Source organism: Pseudomonas sp. Pseusp16 (assembly GCF_047324915.1).
GTDB classification, from domain to species: Bacteria; Pseudomonadota; Gammaproteobacteria; order Pseudomonadales; family Pseudomonadaceae; genus Aquipseudomonas; species Aquipseudomonas fluorescens_CD.
The window spans coordinates 6,866,795-6,888,549 of record NZ_CP168522.1 but is presented as its reverse complement, the minus strand read 5'-3'; the positions used below and the strand labels follow the sequence as shown (position 1 = coordinate 6,888,549).

The following is a 21,755-nucleotide window of genomic DNA, read 5'->3' as shown; positions in this document are numbered from 1 at the left end:
CCAGCCATTACGACGTACCCTCGCAAAATGGCACGCCCACTGCACTGCCCTCCCCTGAGCTTTCCAAACCACTCAGGGAGCAAACGCATGAACACACAACTCAAACCCACGCTGGGCACGCTGCACCTGTGGGGTATTGCGGTCGGGCTGGTGATTTCCGGGGAGTATTTCGGCTGGAGCTATGGCTGGGGCGTGGCCGGGACTTTGGGCTTTCTCGTCACCTCGTTCATGGTCGCCACCATGTACACCTGCTTCATCTTCAGTTTCACCGAACTGACCACCGCCATTCCTCATGCTGGCGGTCCCTTTGCCTACAGCCGTCGCGCATTTGGCGAAAAAGGCGGGTTGATCGCCGGGCTGGCGACACTGATCGAATTCGTCTTCGCCCCACCGGCGATTGCCCTGGCCATCGGCGCCTACCTCAATGTCCAGTTTCCAGCCCTGGACCCGAAACACGCGGCAGTCGGCGCCTACATCGTATTCATGGGCCTCAATATCCTCGGGGTAAAACTGGCGGCGACCTTCGAACTGGTGGTCTGCGTGTTGGCGGTCGTTGAGTTACTGGTATTCATGGGCGTGGTCGCCCCGGCGTTCAGCTTCAGCAACTTCGCGCTCAATGGCTGGGCCGGCTCCGACGTGTTCGGTGCTCCGGCAATTGCCGGGATGTTCTCAGCGATTCCCTTTGCCATCTGGTTCTTCCTCGCCATCGAAGGCGCAGCCATGGCCGCCGAAGAAGCCAAGGACCCGAAGCGCACGATTCCCAAGGCTTACATCAGCGGTATCCTGACCTTGGTGCTGCTGGCGATGGGCGTGATGTTCTTCGCCGGAGGCGTCGGCGACTGGCGCACCCTGTCGAACATCAACGACCCGCTACCGCAGGCGATGAAAACCGTGGTCGGCGAAAGCTCGGGCTGGCTGCACATGCTGGTGTGGATCGGCCTGTTCGGCCTGGTGGCGAGCTTCCACGGGATCATTCTCGGCTACTCGCGGCAGTTTTTCGCCCTCGCCCGGGCCGGTTACCTGCCGGCGTCCCTGGCCAGGTTGTCGCGCTTTCAAACCCCGCACAGGGCGATCATCGCCGGCGGAGTAATCGGCATTGCAGCCATCTACAGCGACGGCCTGATCAACCTCGGCGGCATGACGCTGACCGCCGCGATGATCACCATGGCCGTGTTCGGCGCCATCGTGATGTACATCATGAGCATGCTCAGCCTGTTCAAACTGCGTAAAACCGAGCCGAATCTGGAGCGCACCTTCCGCGCCCCGTGCTACCCGCTGGTGCCGTTCATTGCTCTGATGCTGGCGGTGGTGTGCCTGGTGGCGATGGCCTGGTTCAACACATTGATAGGTCTGATCTTCCTGGCCTTCATGGCGGCAGGTTTCGTGTACTTCATGCTCACCGCGCAATTGCGCGCCGACGCACCGGCGGATGCGATGCTCACTGGACATTGAATGGGTTCGAGTGAACCTTGAACAACAGGCATAGAATGGAGTGATAGCGATGGAACTGCGATGAAACCCCATCACTCAAAGTGGTATGCACGATCGGTTGGCGAACCCTCGCCCGCCTGCTTTCAAGGAGAGTCCTATGCCCTGGTATGCCTGGTTGATTCTGGTCGTTGCCATCGGCTCGATCGTTGGTGGTCTGATGATGCTGCGCGACACCGCCAACAAGGTCGAACTGACCGAAGAGCAACGTAAGCGCGTCGCCGAACGCAATGCGGAAATGGACGCCAAGGAAGCGCAGGACCGCTGACTGAAAACCCCGCCTTGACCGGCGGGGTTTGTTTTTGCGTGAAAGTGCCTGCAATCATACCGCTTTGTACTGATATCGAAGCATCTGCATGCTTTTTAGAAGTAGAAGTACAGTCACCATGCAATTTTCATTGGTTAATATGGGCCGCATTGATGCGGAGATATCAGATGCGTTACTCGCAGGACCATAAAGCCCAGACTCACCAACGCATAATCAAGGAAGCTTCAGCGCGATTTCGACGCGATGGTATCGGCGCGACCGGGCTGCAACCCCTGATGAAAGCTCTGGGCTTGACCCACGGTGGCTTTTACTCGCACTTCAAGTCCAAAGACGAGCTGGTGGAGAAAGCCTTGCAGGAGGCTGGTGTACAGGTCGACGAGTTGTGCGCGCAAATCTTCGCAGAGGAGCATCCACTCGAAGCCTTCATCGATACCTACCTCTCCGAATGGCATCAAACCTCGCCTCACGAAGGTTGCCCGCTGCTGACCATTTCCTCGGAACTGGGGCTACGTGGTCAACCGAGTCCAACCAGCGACGTCGTGCTCCAGGCGCGACTCGATCAGATCCAGCACACCCTTGGCGGCGAACACACCGCAGACCGCAGTATCGTCATCATGTCCACGCTGGTCGGAGCCCTGCTGTTATCGCGCAGCGTGGCCGACGCCGAGTTTGCCCAACGGATTCTCGACGTCGCACGCGAACACCTCAAACACTCACAGGATTAACCCTGCCAACGCTTGAACAGCACACTGGCATTGACCCCGCCAAATCCGAAGCCGTTGGACAACGCATATTCGATGGCCATCGGCCGTGCTGCGCCATGAACGATGTCCACACCTTCAGTGGCAGGGTCCGGGCTCTCGAAATTGAGGGTCGCCGGCACAATCTGGTCACGGATCGCCAGCAGCGTAAAGATCGCTTCGAGTCCACCCGCGGCGCCGAGCAAATGCCCGGTCGCCGACTTGGTTGATGTCACAGCGATGCCATTTTGTGCACCGAACAATGCCTTGATCGCCGCCAGCTCACCCAGATCCCCCACCGGAGTCGAGGTTGCATGAGCATTCAGATGCTGAACCTGAGCCGGTGACACACCTGCCTGTGCCAATGCCAACGACATCGCTCGCCGCGCGCCGCTGCCGTCTTCGGGGCCGGCGGTCAGGTGATAGGCATCGGCGCTGGTGCCGTAACCGACCAGCTCCGCCAAGGGCTGGGCGCCCCGGGCCAGTGCATGGTCCAGAGACTCGATGACCAGCAGCCCGGCCCCTTCGCCCATGACAAAACCGTCGCGACCACTGTCGAAAGGTCGTGAAGCGCGTTCAGGCGTTTCGTTGTAAGCGCTGGACAAGGCGCGAGCAGCCGCAAACCCGGCAAGGCTGACCCGATCGATCGCCGCTTCCGCACCGCCGCACACCGCGATATCCGCCTCGCCCGCGCGAATCAGCCGCGCCGCGTCGCCAATTGCCTGAACCCCGGCGGCGCATGCCGTGACCGGCGCGCCCAATGGCCCCTTGAAGCCATGCTGGATCGACACATGACCTGCCGCCAGGTTGACCAGAAACGAAGGGATAGTGAATGGCGACAAACGTCTCGGACCACGGCTATCGGTGGTACGCACCGCGTCGGCAATCGCGCCGAAACCGCCCACACCTGAACCGATGATGGTGGCCGTGCGCTCCTGGGCGTTGGCGTCCAGCGCCTGCCAGCCGGCTTGCTCCAGTGCCTGACGCGCCGCTTCCATGGCGAACAGAATAAAGCGGTCCATCTTCTTCTGTTCCTTGGGTGGGGTTGCCCGGTCCGGATCGAACCCCGCTTCCGGATCGGAGGCCAGCGTAGGCACGGCACCACCGACCGTGGCCGGCAGATCGGCAACCACCTCCTGCGGCAGATTGCGCAGCCCGGAACGCCCGGCCAGCAGACGCTCCCATACCGCTTCGACACCGCTCCCCAGCGGCGACACCAGGCCCATACCTGTTACAACCACACGACAATTACTCATACCACACATACCTCAAGCCGGTTGATGGCGCTTACCGATAACGGGCAGCGGCCTTGCTTTTGGAAAGGTTCGGCGCCATCACAAGACGCGCCGCCACAAAGGCATCCCAATCGCCCGTATCCGGTAACGAAGGAATGGTGATCAATTCACCCTGGTCCAGACCCGACAACGCCGCATCGACCATCTCGCCCGCCTCCATCACCATGTCCGCAGGAATCTCTGACGCATCGATACCAGAACGCTCCCAGATCTCGGTGCGTGTCACACCGGGCAGGACCGCCTGGATCTTCACACCGGTGCCATCCAGCTCGGCGTTCAACGATTGAGTCAAGCTCAACACATAGGCCTTGCTGGCGCTGTACGTCGCATTGAAACGCTCGGGGAACAACGCCACCACCGATGCAATATTGATGATCGTGCCGCGCCCGGCCTTGGTAAAACTGGCTGCAGCCGCCGCGGCCAATCGCGTGACCGCCGTGATGTTCAACTGAATCATTCGCTCCAGTTGATCGGTATCGGCATTGGCCAATAGCCCGTCCGCCGCCACGCCGGCGTTATTGAGCAACAAACTGATACTTGAATCGCTGCGTAACCGCTGTTCGAGCTGCAGCACGTCTTGTTTTTGGGTCAGATCCGCCTTCAGCACTTCGACCTTGATCCCATGCGCCGTGCGCAGTGTGCTCGCCGCCGCCTCCAGTCGCTGCTCGTCGCGAGCCACCAGCAACAAATCAAAACCACGAGCTGCCAACCGCTCAGCGTAAACCGCCCCGATGCCGGAAGAAGCACCGGTGACGAGGGCCGTACCTTGGGACTGGGTAGAGTTCATGACTATGCTCCTGGGAACACTAGGATGAGAACAGAGATTTCATTATAAGCATAATTTAACTGTTTTATTACACACATAATTTTTCTGACGGGCAAGCGGCCACGCGGACAAGCCCAAAAATATGGCCCCTTCCTGTCCCCTCCTTCAGCACGACGGTAACTCGAACCCTTACAGCAACGCACCAAAGACCTGCCTGCTGCATACTGCGGAGTCTGCCGGCTCCGCTGAGTAGGAATAGATTGCATAAACAGCGGTTTAACTTGTCAACAGCTTGCCGTCAGAATGTAGATACGGGAGAATGCAAAACGTTACTAATTATTTTTCACCACCACTGTCAGCGAAGACCGATAGAGCATTTCTCAACGCCAGCTGACTTTTTGTAATTTGAGGGTTTCATGAACTTCCCTACAAAAATACGTCCTGACATTGAACATCATGAAATCGATATTACAGAGTTTCTTCGCGACTTATGGAAGCAAAGATCTATTATTCTGCTCTTCACCGGGCTTTCCACAGCGATCGCAGTAACTTATGCATTAACGGCGCAACCTCAATATAGAGTACAGAACGAAATCAGGCCTGTGGCAGCTACAGACCTGGACATGTTAAACGAGTCCGGCCTTTATAAGATTCAACCAGAGCAAGCCTTAAGACGCATTGGTTCGTCCATGGATTCTTATACCGAACGTTTAAGTTTCTTCCAGGCCAATCCGGGTTTACTCGCTCCCCTACAAGCCAACGGCAAGTCAATCGAGGAGACCCTCGAACGTTTCAATACCAGTGCGTTTACAGTCGAACAAATCGACCCTAAAAAAACTGCTAATCTTTCGGAAGCAATTCAACTTGGCGTAGAGTATCCATCTGGCGTGGATGGGGTGGCTATTGTTAACAACTTTACCGAGTTTGTAGTCAAACGCGAAAAAGAAAAAGTCGAAGCGGATTTTAAAACACTTATTGAGAACCGGATCGCGCAAACAGAAAAAAAGCTGTTATCCAAGAAAGCTGCCTATGAAGCCGAAAAAGACTCAGAAATCGCAGAACTCCTTGAAAAGGATCAGTTAAAAAAAGAAACTCTACAGGACGAACTCAAAGCCCTGCGACAACAACTGCAAACCCGTCGACAAAATCGTGTGAAACAGTTGGATGAGGCAATATCGATTGCCAAAAATCTGGGAATTGTTACCCCTACCACGCCATCTGCCCTTGGAGAGGCTGGGCAGACAAGGCAAGGCAACATGATTCGCACAGAAGTAAGCAACCAACAAATACCTCTGTATTTTATGGGGCAGTCGGCACTTGAAGCAGAGCGCGCAACACTCGTCGCCCGAAACTCCGATGATTTTACTGAACCTCGCGTTGATGAAATCCAGAAAGAGCTCAGTCTTCTCGCTAACAACCGAAAAGTTGCTCTGCTTAAACAGCGTAGTAACGAAGAGCTGTTCTTAAAAGGCCTGGGAGAGATCAGGGAAGAGCTGGCACACTTGAAAAATCTGCATGTCAATTTTGAACAGATTAATCTGGTTAATATCGACAGGCCGGCGTCTCCCCCGCAAGGCCCTATCAAGCCGAGGAAGGCGTTAATCGTTGGTTTAGGTTTGATATTCGGACTGATGCTCGGAACAATGCTCGCTGCTGTCCGGACAATCATGCTGCCTAAAAAAGCGATTGAAGACTAAAAGCTGCAAACTTATTTCCCGCTCCAATAAAAAGGCCGATCAATGATCGGCCTTTTTCTGACTCTCGCGATTAATTCACTTCAATCCTGTCTCGGTTACTTTCCAGAATTGCCTTACCAATCCCCTTGACCTCAAGGAGTTCATCCACTGACGCAAACGGCCCATTATTGTCACGATACGCAACAATTGCCTTGGCCTTCGCCTCCCCGACACCGATTAGTTCACGTTGAAGTGTTTGTGCATCTGCACCATTGAGATCAACTTTATAGGTGTTCGCTCTAGTAGCAGCTTCCGTGACCCTGGAAGACTCAACAGCTTTAGCTTCCGGAGCAGCAATAGCTGCAACAGAAGCGCCGCTCAAAAGGGCAAAAAACAAAGAGTAGAAGTAACCTTTACGCATGATGATGCTCCATGACATGAGTTGAAAGAAGCAGCTTTTCCTAAGCTGCTCCCCCAATTTAGGCCATGTTATGGAACTGTCAAAAACGTGTACGTTTCCGAATGTGAAGCAATCAAGGTTCCAAACGGCGCTGCTGGTAGATCCAGTCGACGATATCGCCGTCAGGAGCGTAACCACTGACGGTTTCGCGTAGAAGTTGGCGGACACGCACGTAATCGTCCTGTTCAATCGAGCAAAGTAATTCTGCCAGCTTGATTTTGAGTACATCCCAGGGAAGATGGTCCTCATTTGCAGTCATGATCATCGGATGCTGGGTGGCCGCCACGTTGTCACCAATCAGCAGCTCTTCGTAAAGCTTTTCGCCGGGTCGCAAACCAGTGAACTCGATAGAAATATCCCCATGCGGGTTCTTTTCCGAACGCACACTCAAGCCCGAAAGATGGATCATCTTTTCAGCAAGCTCTACGATTTTTACTGGCTCTCCCATATCTAATACAAAGACGTCGCCACCCTGCCCCATCGAACCTGCCTGGATTACAAGCTGGGCCGCCTCGGGAATAGTCATGAAATAACGAGTGATCTTGGGATGGGTGACCGTCAGTGGCCCGCCGGATTTAATCTGCTTGTGAAATAACGGGATGACCGAACCAGAGGACCCAAGAACATTGCCAAAACGTACCATAGTGAAGCGCGTCTTGTTTACCCGCGAAACGTTGGTGTCATCACCGAATAGTGCCGGGGCAAGTTCTCGACTGAGCGCCTGTAGCGTCAACTCAGCGAGACGTTTTGTGCTGCCCATTACGTTTGTCGGGCGCACCGCTTTATCTGTCGATATCAAAACAAAGTTGGCGACACCCGCCATTAACGCCGCCTGAGCGGTATTGAGTGTACCGATTACGTTATTTAGTACACCCTCGGCAATATTGTGCTCAACCATCGGTACGTGCTTGTAAGCTGCCGCGTGATAAACCGTATCTACGCGCCAGACCCTCATCACATCTAGTAATTTTTCCTTATTTCGTACCGATCCCAGGATAGGCAAAAGACGAACAGAGAGCGATTCTCTGCTTACGCGCTGCTCAAGTTCGGACAAGATGCTGTAGAGATTAAACTCGCTATGTTCAAACAACAGAAGCGTCGTCGGTCGCAAAGAAAGAATCTGACGACATAGTTCTGAGCCAATTGATCCGCCAGCGCCGGTGACCAGAACAGATTGTCCCGTTATGCAATGCTCCAGCAAATCACCTTGGGCCGGAACAGCGTCACGCCCCAACAGGTCGGCAATGTCTACTTCCTGAATGTCATCGACTTTGACCCGGCCACTAGCCAGGTCCATGAATCCGGGAACGCTTCGAACATGGAGCGGAAAACCTTCGAGGAAACCAAGAATTTCGCGACGCCGGCCACGACTAGCAGAAGGAATTGCTAACAGAATTTCCTGAGCCCCTGTCTCGTCGATCATCTGTTGAATATGCTTTGGCTTATAAACCTGAAGCCCGGAAATAACACGATCAGCGATGCTCTTGTCATCGTCTATAAAGGCCACCGGACGCATCATGCGCCCCATACGCAGTGCGGCTACCAGCTGATTTCCTGCCGCGCCAGCGCCAAAAATGGCGACTCTGGGTAAACCGTCGTCCCTATTGGTAAAAGGTACATGCTGCGCAGCAGCAAACCAATCACCCAGGAAGTATTGCCGCATCGCCAGACGCAATCCGCCAACCATAATCAGACTCAGCCACCAATAGTTGAAAATGATCGACCGCGGAACAAGATTTTGATGATTGCTGTACCAATAAACAAATACACCAAGAATTAGAGACGACAAACTGACCGCTTTGATAATCGCTATAAGAGCATCGTTGCCAAAATATCGCATCACAGCACGATACATGCCAAAGCGGATGAACAAAGGGATTGCGACCACCGGGGCACTCAAAAAAAGCCAAGTGTGGGCAATCAGCGGATTGACCATGTCGTCAATGCCGAGCCGTACCAAAAATGCCAGCCAAAGCGCTACCCATACCAGAATGACATCCGTCGAAACCTGAATGAGGCGCTTTTGCCGACGCGGCAACCCCAGCAACAGCGTGCGTAACTTATCCATAACGCCCTCGTACACCTCGAAACGCTTCCCAGTTGAACGCGTGTACGTCTCCTGACGCACTCGTCACTTCAAAAACCCATGAATCAGTTGCCGAACATCTGGCTTCTTTCGAGTTCGCCCGCATGGAACTTCACCGCCAAAATCACTAAGGGAATGTAGGCAAGAACCAGACCTAACGCGCCATCCAGCCCGAAGTAACTCACGCACAGTGCGATGGGCAGCAACCATCCAATGTTAATTGCCCCTACCGCTAGAGTCACTGGCAGGTGTTTGCCATATCTGCGCGATGCGAACTGATAAGCGTGGCTGCGATGAGCTTCGTAAACTTTATCACCACGAACAAGGCGTCGAATTAAAGTGAAGGTCGCATCAACAATGAAAACCCCCAATAAAATCAGCCAGGCCCAGAGTAATTGCGGCGCCGTCCAGGCAGCCTGTATAGAGATGACAGCAAGCACTACACCAAGGAACCCGCTACCGGCGTCCCCCATAAAAATTCGTGCTGGAGGGAAGTTCCAGAACAAGAATCCCACTACGGCCATGGCCAACATTCCCGCCACCCACATCAGGTTTTCAAATCCGCTCAACCAATAGAGCAGACAGGCTCCCAAACAGGAGCAAATCGCCTCAACACTGGCGATACCGTCGATTCCGTCCATGAAGTTATACAGATTCAGCATCCATACCAAATAGAAAGCAGCCAAAATATAACCAAACCAGCCAAGATCGACGCTCATTCCGAACAAGGTGAGGGGAGGTAAGCCCCCCAGCCAGATCAAAGCCCAAGCGGCAGCACAAAAATGTCCAAGCAAGCGCCAACGAGCAGCGATATGACCGTGGTCGTCCATAAAGCCGACCACAGCTACTAATGCCCCTGCCCCCCCGATAGCCACCAATACGGGCAACGAGACCAGTTGAGCCCAACCCAGAAAAGGCAGTACCAGCAAGAACGCGAGAACAATCGCAACTCCGCCACCGCGAGGAGTTGGTATCGAGTGAGAACTTCGAGCGTTGGGAATATCAACAATGCTGCGAGCCAAAGCATAACGACGCAGTAGCGCAGTTAATATCAATGAAACACCAGCCACCGCGGGAATCAACCACCAATAAATCATTTTATTTTACTTTCTCGAAAATATTGTGCGGTAGCTTTCAGAGCGTCATCCACCGAGACCGGTGGAGACCAACCAAGCAGGGCGCGCGTTTTACTGATGTCTACCCGCAGAGACCCACACAGTCGATTTGACAGGTCTTTTCTGCCCAACACTGTCGCACCGCCACCTAATACCCAGGACGGCACTGGTAATAGACGCGCCGACCGCCCAAGAGCAAATGCCATTTTTCGCAGCAACTGCGTTGTAGAAAGATCTTCGCCATCACTGACCAGGAATGTCTGGTTGGCCGCCGCGGGATGACTGATGCAGGTGAGAATCAAGTCCACCAGATTATCCAGGGCGACCAGACTGCGGCTGTTATGAATGGCGCCGAAAGGCAAGGGAACACCTTTATCAAGCCACTGCATCATATTCCGGAAATTAGCTTTTACCCCGGGGCCATAAACCAGCACTGGGCGGATAATGACAACCTCCATACCCGTTTTCGCCGCGAGCTCACGAAGCCCCTGCTCTGCCTCCATCTTGGAAATGCCATACGGGTCTGCCGGGGCAGGTGTATCCTCAGGCGAATAGGTGGTGTTTGGCAATGTGCCTTCTCCGTTTACCTTGATCGAACTGATAAAGATAAACCGTCGAACACCGGCCGCAGCCGCATGACGTGCCAAGTTGAGCGTGCCATCCACATTGACCTGCCTAAAGGCAGCCAAGGGGTTGGCTTCAGTGTCATTCATTACATGAACACGAGCTGCTGAATGTATGATGACGTCCACGCCGGCAAGACTACCCTGCCAGTCAGTGGTTCCGTCAATGTTGTCTACGTGAATCTTCGCAACATGATCTTCACGTAAGTCCGTCCCTTTACGTAAAGCGGCAATAACAGTGTAATTATCCGTGAGCAAACGGCTAAAAACTGCTCCGCCTACGAACCCGGTTGCACCGGTTAAAAATATTGACTTCGTCATTATTTATTTGACATCCCTTCGTAAAGTCCCTGCACGGAACAGTGCTTCCAAACGTCGTAAAAGAGTAACTTTCGAAAAGTGGCTCCAATAATACGAACGGCCGGCCTGCCCCATGAATTCACGCTGAACAGAATCCGTGGTTGCCATTTTCAGGGTGATTCGCGCAAGCCCCTGAGCATCTCCTGAAGGGCAGGTGTAACCGCAACCGGAGTCCTCAATAATTCTCGCAGCCTCACCATTGATCATCCCCAGGATTGGTTTGCTCGATGCCAAATAGGCTTGAACTTTCCCGGGAACTGTTTTTTCAAACACATCGTTGGTTTTCAGCGAAACCAGTAACGCATCCGCGCAGGCAAAGATTTCTGGCATGGCGCTCAGCGGGTGCCGGCCCAGCAGCAATACGTTCTGCAAGCCTCTTGATTCAACTTGCTCGCCCAGCCACTTACTCATGCGGCCGTCCCCGACGATTACCCAGCGTACTGAGGCGCTATGCTTCAAGGACTCAGCGGCATCCAGCACTGCTGGCAAATCCTGAGCGTCACCCAAATTACCGGCAAAAACGACCGTAAAGGTAGAGTCATCCCGCTCTAGCAAACTTGATGACTTTTCTGGACAGCCCGAAAATTCATCTTCCGCCCAACTTGGAAAATAAACCAAGCGCTCTGGAGAAATCTCTTTAGTGCAATATTGCTTTACACTGCTTGAGAAGCCTTCTGATTGTAAAAGCAAATAATCGGCGCGGTTATAGATCCACGAAACCACGCGCCCAACCATTGCCAGCAGGGTAGGATTGCGCAATACGCCAACAGCTCGAAGGGTTTCCGGCCATAGGTCAAGAACCCAAACATAAACCGGAGCTTTCTTCATACGTCCAATTACAACCGCCGGAATCGCAGCCATAATCGGAGAAACCGCATATACGAAAACCGCATCGAATTTTTCGTTACGGAGTTTCGCAGCACCTATTGTGGAAGCGCTGAAAAAAAAAGAAAGGTAATTTAGCATCAAGCGGATACTTCTCTTGCCGCGCGAGACCAATGGAACTCGGACTATACGTGCACCAAAGTAACTCTTGAAGCCCTCAGGATTGGTCTTATATTCAGAGAATACCGCGCCTTCAGGATAGTTGGGCCATCCTGTCAAAACAGTCACCTCATGACCATTATCCGAAAAATCGCGTACCAAATCATTGATACGCATATTCTCAGGCCAAAAATACTGAGTAACTACTAAAATCCTTAATTTATTCTCAGACATTCCCACAGCTCAACTCAATACTTTTTCCAAACCACGCGATTTACATAATCAAGGTAGCTGTGAACGATTCGAACCACCTTATCGGCCACATTCGGCATGCTGTAGTCTGCCACCAGGCGCAGACTGCGAACCTCGCCTCGGCTTTGACCGTCCAGCACCTGCAAGGCCTGCATCACTCGCTCGGACTCAAGGCCAACCATCATCACAGCGGCTTCTTCCATACCCTCTGGACGCTCGTGCGCCTCACGGATATTCAACGCCGGGAAATTGAGAATGGAGGATTCTTCATTGATCGTACCGCTATCGGAAAGTACTGCTTTGGACTCAAGCTGCAACTTGTTGTAGTCCTTGAAGCCGAGCGGCTTTAACAGACGAACATTCTCGTGAAACTTCACCCCCATGGCATCGACACGCTTCTGTGTCCGCGGGTGAGTGGAAACAATTACCGGATAGTCATAGTGCGCCGCGACTGCGTTGAGCACGTCAACAAGCTTGCCGAAGTTAGTATCGGAATCAATATTTTCTTCACGGTGTGCGCTCACTACAAAAAACTTGCCCTGCTCAAGCCCAAGCCGCTCCAGCACGTCCGAAGAATCGATACCTTCACGATAATAATTAAGTACCTCAAACATCGGGCTGCCAGTTTTGATGACCCTGTCTGGTGGCAAACCTTCACTTAGCAGATAGTCACGCGCAATGGTACTGTAAGTTAAATTGATATCTGCGGTGTGATCCACAATACGTCGGTTGATCTCTTCAGGTACACGCATGTCGAAGCAGCGGTTACCAGCTTCCATATGGAAGGTCGGAATTTTGCGACGTTTGGCGGGAATGACCGCCATGCAGCTGTTGGTGTCGCCGAGGACGAGAAGAGCCTCAGGCTGAACCTCGGCCAGCACGCGATCAACGGTAATAATGACGTTACCGATGGTTTCCGCACCTGTTGCACCAGCAGCATTCAGAAAGTGGTCGGGTTTACGGATACCGAGATCCTGAAAGAAAATCTCGTTCAATTCATAGTCATAATTCTGCCCGGTGTGCACTAGAACATGGTCGCAGTCCCTGTCCAGAGCGGCCATGACGCGCGACAGACGAATGATTTCCGGGCGAGTACCCACTACGGTAACGATTTTCAATTTTTTCATTTTTAAACGTCACATTTTAATAAGTGATAAAAACGATCAACAATTCTAATCTTCAACTGCCACTAACGCTATCCATTAGCATGGATGAAGCCCAATGGGGGCCATTAATGGACGAGTGGACGCTACACCACTTGGCTTCTGCATCCTGGGTGATTGAGTGCGAACGGGCGATAAAGGGCGGTTCACCATCGATCGCGCCTCATCTCCACCACGCTCGGTGGCCACATCCGATCACCCCGTGGTGATCCCTTCGAGGAATAACTCCAACGAAAAAGTCAATACCAACAGACTTTCCGGCCTGTTTTTGACCCAGCGAGTGGGTGACGAACTGTCAAAAACCGGATTTACAAGACTACCACTTCAAGCGATCGCAAGCCCCCATAAAAGCACAGCGCCGCCCCATTCCTTATTTAAGGAATAAAGCGGCGCATACGGTTATTACGCTTCAGTACCAACAGGAAAGGTAAACGTATCAGGTGCTTCGCGATCAAAAATCTCGTTAGCCCAAAGCATAACGATCATTTCCTCACTGCCAATATTGGTAATGTCGTGGCTCCAGCCTGGAACTGTTTCGACAATTTCCGGATTTTCTCCGGAAGTGAACAATTCGTAAAACTCGCCCGAAACAATATGACGAAAACGGAAACATGCCGTGCCTTTGATGACAAGAAACTTTTCCGTCTTTGTGTGATGGTAATGCCCGCCGCGTGTTATTCCTGGGTGCGCAGTAAAGTAAGAAAACTGTCCGGCCTCTTTGGTTTTAAGCATCTCCACAAAAACCCCGCGCGGATCACCGTGCTTGGGAACTTCGTAAGTAAAACGCTCGGGCGGCAGATAACTCAAGTAAGTGGAATAAAGAGCCCTTACAAGCCCAGTCCCTACCGACTCGGTAATCATCGACTTTCGACTATCACGGAAGGCCGCCAATTGCTCAGAAAGCTCACCCACCGTAATATTATATTGAGGCTCAACACTAACAAACGGCGAGCCCGACTTCTTCCCTTCCATTACAGCAATGAAGCATGCAATTACATCATCTATGTAAACCAGATTAATGCGCGCATGTGGATCATTGATTTGAATTGGCAGACCGCGAGCGATATTATTGCAAAAAGTTGCAACCGCTGAATTATAGTTAGGACGAGCCCACTTACCAAATACATTAGGCAAACGAAACAAGTGTACTTCCGAACCATTTTTCGAGTTCAGATCAAGCAGTACTTGCTCGGCACCAAGCTTACTGCTGCCGTATGGGTTATCCAACTCCGCTTGACTCGACGACGTATACAGTACTGGAACTTTCCGGCCACCGAGACGAATAGCATCACAGAGCGCACGAGTCAAATCGGTATTGCCGGTATGAAACTCCTGCGGGTCCAACGGACGATTGACACCGGCCAGATGGAAAATAAAGTCAACCTGGGCAACCAGACTCGGTAGGTTTTCCAGCGAATCTTCGCGGGTAAAGCGCACCACTTCGACATCTGACTTCTCGCTCAGATGCGAAATAAGATTCTGGCCGACAAAACCATTGGCACCTGTAATCAGAACCTTCATTACTTATTCCTCAGGTGTGGCGTGCTCACCACGCTGGATAGCGCGCATAAAGTTTAACTTGAGGAGCAGTTTCTGCATACCTTCTACATCAAGACGCTCGGTATTATGCGAGTTGTAGTCTTCTGTGCGAGAAATTTTAGTCTCACCCTGCTCCACAAACTTGGAGTAATTCAGATCCCGCAGATCTGGCGGTACGCGGAAGTAGTCACCGCGGTCTTCTGCGCAGGCCATTTCTTCGCGACTAAGCAACGCTTCGAAAAGTTTTTCACCATGACGGGTGCCAATAACCTGAACGGGATGATCTGGCACATTAAGCATATTGATCAATGCTTTCGCCAATACTTCCACAGTCGCTGCAGGAGCTTTCTGGACGAACATGTCACCATTTGTGCCATGCTCAAAAGCATACAAAACCAGATCGACCGCATCTGCCAAAGTCATCATGAATCGCGTCATGTTTGGATCAGTCAGGCTCAGAGGTATGCCCGAGCGGATCTGATCAACAAACAAAGGAATAACGGAACCGCGGGACGCCATCACGTTACCGTAGCGAGTACCGCAGATAACCGTATTATTATCGTTACGCGATTTGGCAACCATTACTTTTTCCATCATTGCTTTGGATATACCCATTGCATTGATTGGATAAACAGCTTTATCGGTACTCAGGCAAACTACGCGCTTGACGTTATTCTGTATTGCCGCTTCCAGTACGTTATCCGTACCAAGCACATTTGTTTTCACAGCCTCCATTGGATGGAATTCGCATGAAGGGACCTGCTTCAAGGCAGCGGCGTGAAAAATATAATCTACTCCACGAGTAGCGTTGAGCACACTTTGGAAATCTCTGACGTCGCCAATATAAAATTTCAGCTTGGTGTTTGCGTATTTTTTACGCATGTCATCTTGCTTTTTCTCGTCTCGGCTGAACACGCGGATTTCTTTGATATCGGTATCGAGAAACCGTTTCAGCACAGCATTACCAAACGACCCGGTGCCACCGGTGATCAAAAGCGTTGAGTTACTGAAAGAAATAGCCATGAGAAGACCCCACTTATTGTGATGAAATGATAATACTTCTTGCGTTCTCGACGCTCAAGTATTTTTCGTAATAGCGCCGACCACTGGCCCCTAGCGCCTTACAGAGCTCAGCATCCTTAATCAACAAGTCCAACTTGCCTTTTAGATTAGTTACATCTCCCGCCACTACGGCAAAACCAGCACATATTTTGTTTTCAAGGATATCTCCAAAATCCGTAACTGAATCCAAAGACGCAAGCACCGGAAGAGAAACTTTAAAATAATCTAATGACTTAGAGGGAAAGCTCGGCACAGTTAACTTCTTAGACAGCGAAATCAGACCCACATCACAGGCCTGAACTACATGCTGATACTCATCACGAGGCACGTAGTCGATAAACTTTACGTTCTTTAACCCTCGAGCAATTACCGACTTTTCCAACCTTTCCTTCTCAGTCCCCTTGCCAATAAAAAGGAAGGTCACATCACCGCCAGAGTAAAGCTCGGCCAAATCGAGAATATTGTCCAACTCCTGAACAATAGACATTGCACCACCATAAACAGCGATAAACCCCGCCGATGGCAAATCGTACTTCAACCTTATTTCAGACTTATCTATCGGATCAACCTGCTTGATCTTCGCCCAAAGAGGCAAAATTTCAACACGCTGCTTATCCACTGCCGGAAAATTATCAAACAGGAATTTCGCATTCCCTTCAGTCATGCATCCGATACGATCAAAACTTTTATACATTATCTGCTCAAGATAACGGAAAAAGCCAAAAAACAGCTTATTTCTAATAGCACCAAGGTCTTTCAAGTAATATGGGAAGAAATCCCAGAGCACCAGAAAAGACCGGGAGTCATATTTCTTCCTAAAATAACGCGACATCCCCAAAATAGTCACACAAGGCGTATTGGCAATTAACAAGTCGCATTTATCCACTTGCTTTCGCACTTCATGGCGAGCCAGGAAGGGAAACAGGAAAATCTTCAGGGCAGTACCGATGACCCCTGTATTGTAAAATATAGCCGGAAGCTTGACCCTGATAACCTTGATACCATCAATCACCTTAGTGAATGACACAGGTTCATTCTTGAGCCACGAGAAAACAACCACCGAGACATTATGCCCTTCCTCATTCAATGAGTAGGCCAACTCATTAGTCAACCAGGCATCTTTTTTGTCATCTGCGTATTTGGTAGTAAGCAGAACGATATGTTTACTTGTTTTCATTATTTGGACCACAGCACGTCTAATTGGTTGAGCAAATCATTGGTACGATCTTGCCCAGTCGAATTTTTATGATCATAAAAGAGCTGACTTTGATAGGGTATATAAACAATAGAAAGCGGACTTGAGAGAAATCTATAGAATGGCAAGTATGCAATTATCGCAACCACAAATATGACAATAATGCGACTTGCGTATGTCACATACTGCAAAGCCCCGAGTGCACACCCTACAAGAAATATGGCGAAGAAAAACTGATACCGGGTGGATAGAGTTGGAAATCCAAATATAATCAAAGGAATGAGCAGCCCCAACAAGGCTAGCCGACAGGTTTGTACCCCGCCCCCATCACCAAGGTTCTCAACACTAGAGGACTCATGTTTTACCCATGCCCCATATATACATACAAAAAACACTAGTGAAACGACAGCAAATGCAGCCCGATATGCAAAGGAGGCATTAAAAACATCACGATCCAAATAAATCATATATTTTGGATTGACGTAAACAATCAGAACCTCAACAACACCGCGAATGATATCAAAAGAGGATACATACAGCGCCACCGAAGCAGCAAAAACCAATGAAAACGCCCTTCGACTTAAGGGAAACATATAGAGCAATGCAAGTAGCAACAACCCACCTACAACCGAATAGTGCAACGAGCAAGCAATCGCAAAGAAGACGAAGCCTGAGATTTTTTTATCTGAAAAAAACTTATACACACCTATCAAAAATATACTAACTGCAAGACCTTGCCTAAGCAGAGAAAATGCAGGTATCAAATAAAAATCTGGAACCGAGTACATTATCGCCATAACGACCAGGCAATACCTGGGAAAAAATCGTCTTGCTGCGAAAGCTATAAAAGAAACCTCCAATATACTTATTACCGCAGAAAACTGCTCGAACGCCAACCCTATACTTGTTGAAAACTGGACAAGCCACTCGTACCCAAACTCAAAATCAAGATAAAAAGCCTCCCCACTTTGGACCGCAGCGTAATGCGCCTCATAGATTGGCCAATCATATCCGGTTTGAAACTTCAACCCCACAAACAAGGCAAGCAACGTCACCTGTAAAAAAAACAACCATGCCGAAGGAAGATTATCTTTTCTCAATGAGAGAATAGCCAGCAACCAAACCACAACATATACAATATTATACTGCGTCATACTTATTATTCTGTTCTAAAGGCGTTGAGTTGTATCGCGTTACCAAGAACCATATTAATACCACAGTCAGAGAAACAGCCCCCTGCAGTGGATATCCATAAGCCATATTATTGAAACCATAAAACCGATAACACAAAACACAGAAAAGGAGATACAACAACGCACTAAGCATTTCGTAGGCGAGATAGAATCGAACATGCTGTTTAGCTATCATCACATAAAGAAACACCCAACTCAGACACTTTAAAGCATCGCCAATTACATAAACCTTCATGATTCCGGTTGCAGCTGCAAAAGCATCACCATAAATCAACCAAATAGCGAAGCTCGCCAATACGTTTACAGAGACAGCCATCACAACAACAAAACCGAGTGCCATTACCCCTATACGAAACACTAAACTCGTCAGTCCCCTACCCTCTTGTGAACTGTACTTAGGTAACAACAACGTAGAAAAGAGAACACTACATATACCCATGTATATGTCGGACAGACGAGTTACTGCATACCACGTGCCTGCCTCAGCCATTGAGCCGTTAGTAGATATATAGTCTCGCAGGACAATCTGAACGCCGTAGACTATGACTACCGACCCCAAGGCCATAAGGGAGTAAGACAACAATATTTTTATGACTTCAACATCCAAACTAACCAGATTGAGGCGTGGAAGTCGAAATCTCGCAGGCAGAAGCAGCACGCACACACCCGCAATAGCAGGTGCCAGCGCTATTGAATAAACAGCTCCTGGCTTGCCAAAAACAATGGAACAAGCACACGTCAACAGCGCTGTAAAAAATGCTGTTATCACGGAATACCAAAAATACTCACTGTATTTTTGACCACCATTAAAATAAGAAATGAATAAATTATTCAAACCTATAAAAAATGCACCTAGAGGCAGAAGCATCAACACCTCTGCCCACCCACCTTGTAAGAAAAAATTTGAAATAAGTGTGCTTGAGAAAAGCAAAACCAAAGCGAAAGAAAAACTAAAAGCCAATAGCAGCATCAATGACGACTGCAGGACTCGCTCTTTTGGATATTTATCTTCAGCTATCAGCTTTACCACACCGGTGGTCGTTACCGAAGATACACCAGCACTTAAAATCTGAAGAAAGGCCTGTATCTGTCCAACTACAGCCATGCCGCTCGGCCCAACATAAAACGCCACTACTTTCAGAGATGCGATAGCGAACATTAGTTTAAAAACTGCCTGACAACCAATGTTGATGATTGGCCTAATCATTCTGTTCCGCATCCCTGTCCCGCAACCATAACCAACTCGCCTACCATAGACCAACGCCCAGCGCAATAATATTTAAGGCAATTCTAAAATCTATACACTTTTCCTGGCATCAGGCGAAGGCCTTCTAATTGCCCCGTTCGCTATTATCTCCTAGATGACACAATTGCGTTACCAGATTTTGATAGGTAGCCGCATTTCTACGTATCGGCATGCGCTTTATGGCTTGATATTGCCATCGAACCGCGAACGCTTGGCGCGCCATCCCCCTCCCCCCTCCGCGACCAAGCAAAAAAAAGTGGGGGGGGGGGGGGGGGGGGGGCGGGGGGTAAGGAAGGGCACGTATTTGAAAACGACTGCTCAGAGTGGCGAGCGCTGCGTTTCCGAACGCAACACAAGCATCCAAAAGAAAGCCCCGGACGCCCTTGCAGCCAATAGGCAATTTACCCACCTCAGGTATGCGAGGAGGGAACCAAAATTTTTGCGCGCAACAAAGGTTTGAAATACCTGAACAGAGCCAACGCCAGCCCCAGGAAGAGCCCAAAGCACGCCCCCTGTATCAGAATTGATAATTTATTCGGCTTGATCGGACTATCGGGATCGTCAACTGCTCCGTCCTGTCGATATACCGAAACACTGGAGGAATCGATTGTCAGATTTTTAAGAAATAAGTACTTAACTTGCAAAACTCGCAGACTCTGAATGAACGGATCATCAGACTCACGCCTTTCCAAGCCATCAATTTCGGCTTGGAGCGCATCACTTCCACGCATATACAAAGCCTGACTATCCACACCTAGAGACAACTCCGCAGAGGTTCTCCCACTGATAATGACCGGCTTGTTCAAACCAACGGCCCTAGCAATCACCAGAGCCTCACTTAGGACCTTTATTTTGTCCTCTCGCTCTCGGCGAGCACTTTCACGGAGACCATTAATCTGTTGTTCCAAGTTGCGCGCTCTAACCTGAGCCTCTCTAACCACGTTTTTGATCATTTCGTTTTTTGCTGCAACACCGGCATTTTGAACATAAGTGCGCACCCATTCACCAGCTTCCGAAGGGTTGTAGCCCTGCACAGTAACAGAATAACGGTCTGGGCCTTCCTTACCACCCACAGATATAACCAACTGTTTTGAGAAATTTTGATACAGACGGTCGCGCGAACCCTTGCGTGCATTTTCAGTCAACGACGGTAAATAAACCTCATCGAAAAAAGAACGCCGCAAGGATTCACTAAAGAGATTACGAACAAATACGTCATAAACATCTTTAACAGTGAAAGGCGGCAGGTCGGAATTCAATGTTCGACCATAGTTAAAATCCGCAATATCGTTTTGAGTGGGAGGCAATACGTAAATTCTGGCCTCATACAATGGCTTAGCTGTAAAGGCATATACCGCCGAGGCTATAGTCACCAGAATGATTACACTGATAACTACCCACTTCTGCACCCAAAGCGCTTTGATCAAGACAAAAATATCTATCTCATCACTGCTTGTTGAGGCGGTCGAGAGTTGGAGCATAATGATCAGTACCCTTAAACGCTAGAAAAGACTTATCTACGAAACAAAACAGCCCGCCACTTCTTGCGAACTTACTAAAATGCAACGGCCTTTCCTATCTTGACCTAAAGTTAACAGACTTCTAACCCCGATACTTTCTGAGGCTAGCACACCAACTGAACAGAGGCCCCACCGCCAAACCGATTAACAACGACAGCAACATATACAGTGACACTGGAAGTTTAGGCATCAACCAACCTAGAAATTGCACACCAACTAATTCTTGGTTTTCCAGCACAAACGCCACTATCAATACAACTATTAAGATCATCAGGATGAACCCGACATAACGAATTGGGGCGGCGCTACGAGCCTTTCCACTCACTGCTGCTCCTCCTCGTCCTCATTCACCCGATCCCTGAGTTCCTTGCCTGGCTTGAAGTGTGGAACGAATTTGCCATCCAGGCTAACGGACTGACCGGTCTTTGGATTACGACCGACCCGTGGTGCGCGGTAGTGCAGAGAGAAACTGCCAAAACCCCGGATCTCGATGCGATCTCCGGTAGCCAGACATTGGGACATTTGCTCAAGCATGGTCTTGATGGCCAACTCCACATCCTTCGATGAGAGCAGCCCTTGATGGGTGACAATTCGTTCGATCAACTCCGACTTCGTCATATTTTTCCCTTCTTTTTCAAGCAGCTAGGTCAGCGCTCCAAAGGTTTTAGCACGGCCGCATGATTTTGAACAGCCCGAGTTTTGCCATCTATTCCCCTACCCCAAA

At 50.2% G+C, this 21,755-nt stretch carries 20 protein-coding genes; 4 read left to right on the top strand and 16 right to left on the bottom strand.

Going from position 1 to position 21,755, the window contains the following annotated elements; genetic code table 11:
- Window positions 1–87: 87 nt before the first annotated feature.
- The 3 genes from eat to ACEN8Q_RS31310 all read left to right on the top strand — a co-directional run bounded on the left by eat (window position 88) and on the right by ACEN8Q_RS31310 (window position 2,481).
- On the top strand, window positions 88–1,452 hold the full coding sequence (gene eat, locus ACEN8Q_RS31320) for an ethanolamine permease (protein ID WP_413704217.1): 1,365 nt from the start codon (window positions 88–90) through the stop codon (window positions 1,450–1,452).
- Window positions 1,453–1,588: 136 nt separating this feature from the next.
- On the top strand, window positions 1,589–1,756 hold the full coding sequence (locus ACEN8Q_RS31315) for a DUF2897 family protein (protein WP_079246726.1): 168 nt from the start codon (window positions 1,589–1,591) through the stop codon (window positions 1,754–1,756).
- 167 nt (window positions 1,757–1,923) lie between these two features.
- Window positions 1,924–2,481: a TetR/AcrR family transcriptional regulator gene (locus tag ACEN8Q_RS31310; RefSeq protein ID WP_111281854.1), complete on the top strand. Its 558-nt coding sequence runs from the start codon at window positions 1,924–1,926 to the stop codon at window positions 2,479–2,481.
- Here the strand turns inward: ACEN8Q_RS31310 and fabF are convergent.
- Complete coding sequence (gene fabF, locus ACEN8Q_RS31305) at window positions 2,478–3,752, bottom strand: beta-ketoacyl-ACP synthase II (protein ID WP_413425576.1); 1,275 nt, start codon at window positions 3,750–3,752, stop codon at window positions 2,478–2,480. The genes ACEN8Q_RS31310 and fabF overlap by 4 nt on opposite strands.
- A gap of 31 nt (window positions 3,753–3,783) precedes the next feature.
- On the bottom strand, window positions 3,784–4,578 hold the full coding sequence (locus ACEN8Q_RS31300) for an SDR family NAD(P)-dependent oxidoreductase (RefSeq protein ID WP_057713784.1): 795 nt from the start codon (window positions 4,576–4,578) through the stop codon (window positions 3,784–3,786).
- 395 nt (window positions 4,579–4,973) lie between these two features.
- Here ACEN8Q_RS31300 and ACEN8Q_RS31295 point away from each other — a divergent pair, with 395 nt between their 5' ends.
- On the top strand, window positions 4,974–6,254 hold the full coding sequence (locus ACEN8Q_RS31295) for a Wzz/FepE/Etk N-terminal domain-containing protein (RefSeq protein WP_413425574.1): 1,281 nt from the start codon (window positions 4,974–4,976) through the stop codon (window positions 6,252–6,254).
- A gap of 70 nt (window positions 6,255–6,324) precedes the next feature.
- Here ACEN8Q_RS31295 and ACEN8Q_RS31290 read toward each other — a convergent pair whose 3' ends face one another.
- From ACEN8Q_RS31290 to ihfB, 14 genes are all read right to left on the bottom strand, one after another.
- Window positions 6,325–6,654, bottom strand: a complete 330-nt coding sequence (locus tag ACEN8Q_RS31290) for a ComEA family DNA-binding protein (RefSeq protein WP_413425572.1) — start codon at window positions 6,652–6,654, stop codon at window positions 6,325–6,327.
- Window positions 6,655–6,766: 112 nt separating this feature from the next.
- Entirely contained in the window at window positions 6,767–8,761 is a 1,995-nt protein-coding gene (locus ACEN8Q_RS31285; RefSeq protein WP_413425569.1) for a polysaccharide biosynthesis protein, read from the bottom strand.
- An 83-nt stretch (window positions 8,762–8,844) separates the two neighbouring features.
- The gene (locus ACEN8Q_RS31280) at window positions 8,845–9,876 is read right to left on the bottom strand and encodes an MraY family glycosyltransferase (protein ID WP_413704216.1); all 1,032 of its coding nucleotides are present in this window, start codon (window positions 9,874–9,876) and stop codon (window positions 8,845–8,847) included.
- A complete protein-coding gene (locus tag ACEN8Q_RS31275) occupies window positions 9,873–10,838 on the bottom strand; it encodes a UDP-glucose 4-epimerase family protein (RefSeq protein WP_407514871.1) in 966 nt (321 codons plus the stop codon). The genes ACEN8Q_RS31280 and ACEN8Q_RS31275 overlap by 4 nt, the downstream gene beginning before the upstream one ends.
- Window positions 10,839–10,841: 3 nt before the next feature.
- A complete protein-coding gene (locus ACEN8Q_RS31270; RefSeq protein WP_057713779.1) occupies window positions 10,842–12,095 on the bottom strand; it encodes a glycosyltransferase family 4 protein in 1,254 nt (417 codons plus the stop codon).
- A 14-nt stretch (window positions 12,096–12,109) separates the two neighbouring features.
- The gene (gene wecB, locus ACEN8Q_RS31265) at window positions 12,110–13,240 is read right to left on the bottom strand and encodes a non-hydrolyzing UDP-N-acetylglucosamine 2-epimerase (protein WP_057713778.1); all 1,131 of its coding nucleotides are present in this window, start codon (window positions 13,238–13,240) and stop codon (window positions 12,110–12,112) included.
- 438 nt (window positions 13,241–13,678) lie between these two features.
- On the bottom strand, window positions 13,679–14,797 hold the full coding sequence (gene wbjC, locus ACEN8Q_RS31260) for a UDP-2-acetamido-2,6-beta-L-arabino-hexul-4-ose reductase (RefSeq protein WP_413425562.1): 1,119 nt from the start codon (window positions 14,795–14,797) through the stop codon (window positions 13,679–13,681).
- Between the two features lie 3 nt (window positions 14,798–14,800).
- Entirely contained in the window at window positions 14,801–15,838 is a 1,038-nt protein-coding gene (locus tag ACEN8Q_RS31255; RefSeq protein WP_057713776.1) for a polysaccharide biosynthesis protein, read from the bottom strand.
- 13 nt (window positions 15,839–15,851) lie between these two features.
- Complete coding sequence (locus ACEN8Q_RS31250; RefSeq protein WP_413704215.1) at window positions 15,852–17,054, bottom strand: glycosyltransferase family 4 protein; 1,203 nt, start codon at window positions 17,052–17,054, stop codon at window positions 15,852–15,854.
- Complete coding sequence (locus tag ACEN8Q_RS31245; RefSeq protein WP_057713775.1) at window positions 17,054–18,226, bottom strand: EpsG family protein; 1,173 nt, start codon at window positions 18,224–18,226, stop codon at window positions 17,054–17,056. Before ACEN8Q_RS31245 ends, ACEN8Q_RS31250 begins: the two co-directional genes overlap by 1 nt.
- Window positions 18,213–19,472 carry an oligosaccharide flippase family protein gene (locus ACEN8Q_RS31240; RefSeq protein ID WP_407514865.1) on the bottom strand — a complete coding sequence of 420 codons (1,260 nt, stop codon included), beginning with the start codon at window positions 19,470–19,472 and terminating at the stop codon, window positions 18,213–18,215. Before ACEN8Q_RS31240 ends, ACEN8Q_RS31245 begins: the two co-directional genes overlap by 14 nt.
- A 449-nt stretch (window positions 19,473–19,921) precedes the next feature.
- A complete protein-coding gene (locus ACEN8Q_RS31235; protein WP_057713773.1) occupies window positions 19,922–20,992 on the bottom strand; it encodes an LPS O-antigen chain length determinant protein WzzB in 1,071 nt (356 codons plus the stop codon).
- 121 nt (window positions 20,993–21,113) lie between these two features.
- Window positions 21,114–21,302 carry a LapA family protein gene (locus tag ACEN8Q_RS31230; RefSeq protein WP_057716573.1) on the bottom strand — a complete coding sequence of 63 codons (189 nt, stop codon included), beginning with the start codon at window positions 21,300–21,302 and terminating at the stop codon, window positions 21,114–21,116.
- A gap of 50 nt (window positions 21,303–21,352) precedes the next feature.
- Window positions 21,353–21,649, bottom strand: coding sequence for an integration host factor subunit beta (ihfB, locus tag ACEN8Q_RS31225; RefSeq protein ID WP_046042607.1), 297 nt, complete (start codon window positions 21,647–21,649; stop codon window positions 21,353–21,355).
- Window positions 21,650–21,755: the final 106 nt, after the last annotated feature.

Bases quoted from the DNA above. Each gene is read 5' to 3' on its own strand.
- eat (WP_413704217.1), top strand. From the start codon at position 88: ATGAACACACAACTCAAACCCACGCTGGGCACGCTGCACCTGTGGGGT.
- ACEN8Q_RS31315 (WP_079246726.1), top strand. From the start codon at position 1,589: ATGCCCTGGTATGCCTGGTTGATTCTGGTCGTTGCCATCGGCTCGATC.
- ACEN8Q_RS31310 (WP_111281854.1), top strand. From the start codon at position 1,924: ATGCGTTACTCGCAGGACCATAAAGCCCAGACTCACCAACGCATAATC.
- fabF (WP_413425576.1), bottom strand. From the start codon at position 3,752: ATGAGTAATTGTCGTGTGGTTGTAACAGGTATGGGCCTGGTGTCGCCG.
- ACEN8Q_RS31300 (WP_057713784.1), bottom strand. From the start codon at position 4,578: ATGAACTCTACCCAGTCCCAAGGTACGGCCCTCGTCACCGGTGCTTCT.
- ACEN8Q_RS31295 (WP_413425574.1), top strand. From the start codon at position 4,974: ATGAACTTCCCTACAAAAATACGTCCTGACATTGAACATCATGAAATC.
- ACEN8Q_RS31290 (WP_413425572.1), bottom strand. From the start codon at position 6,654: ATGCGTAAAGGTTACTTCTACTCTTTGTTTTTTGCCCTTTTGAGCGGC.
- ACEN8Q_RS31285 (WP_413425569.1), bottom strand. From the start codon at position 8,761: ATGGATAAGTTACGCACGCTGTTGCTGGGGTTGCCGCGTCGGCAAAAG.
- ACEN8Q_RS31280 (WP_413704216.1), bottom strand. From the start codon at position 9,876: ATGATTTATTGGTGGTTGATTCCCGCGGTGGCTGGTGTTTCATTGATA.
- ACEN8Q_RS31275 (WP_407514871.1), bottom strand. From the start codon at position 10,838: ATGACGAAGTCAATATTTTTAACCGGTGCAACCGGGTTCGTAGGCGGA.
- ACEN8Q_RS31270 (WP_057713779.1), bottom strand. From the start codon at position 12,095: ATGTCTGAGAATAAATTAAGGATTTTAGTAGTTACTCAGTATTTTTGG.
- wecB (WP_057713778.1), bottom strand. From the start codon at position 13,240: ATGAAAAAATTGAAAATCGTTACCGTAGTGGGTACTCGCCCGGAAATC.
- wbjC (WP_413425562.1), bottom strand. From the start codon at position 14,797: ATGAAGGTTCTGATTACAGGTGCCAATGGTTTTGTCGGCCAGAATCTT.
- ACEN8Q_RS31255 (WP_057713776.1), bottom strand. From the start codon at position 15,838: ATGGCTATTTCTTTCAGTAACTCAACGCTTTTGATCACCGGTGGCACC.
- ACEN8Q_RS31250 (WP_413704215.1), bottom strand. From the start codon at position 17,054: ATGAAAACAAGTAAACATATCGTTCTGCTTACTACCAAATACGCAGAT.
- ACEN8Q_RS31245 (WP_057713775.1), bottom strand. From the start codon at position 18,226: ATGACGCAGTATAATATTGTATATGTTGTGGTTTGGTTGCTGGCTATT.
- ACEN8Q_RS31240 (WP_407514865.1), bottom strand. From the start codon at position 19,472: ATGATTAGGCCAATCATCAACATTGGTTGTCAGGCAGTTTTTAAACTA.
- ACEN8Q_RS31235 (WP_057713773.1), bottom strand. From the start codon at position 20,992: ATGCTCCAACTCTCGACCGCCTCAACAAGCAGTGATGAGATAGATATT.
- ACEN8Q_RS31230 (WP_057716573.1), bottom strand. From the start codon at position 21,302: ATGATCTTAATAGTTGTATTGATAGTGGCGTTTGTGCTGGAAAACCAA.
- ihfB (WP_046042607.1), bottom strand. From the start codon at position 21,649: ATGACGAAGTCGGAGTTGATCGAACGAATTGTCACCCATCAAGGGCTG.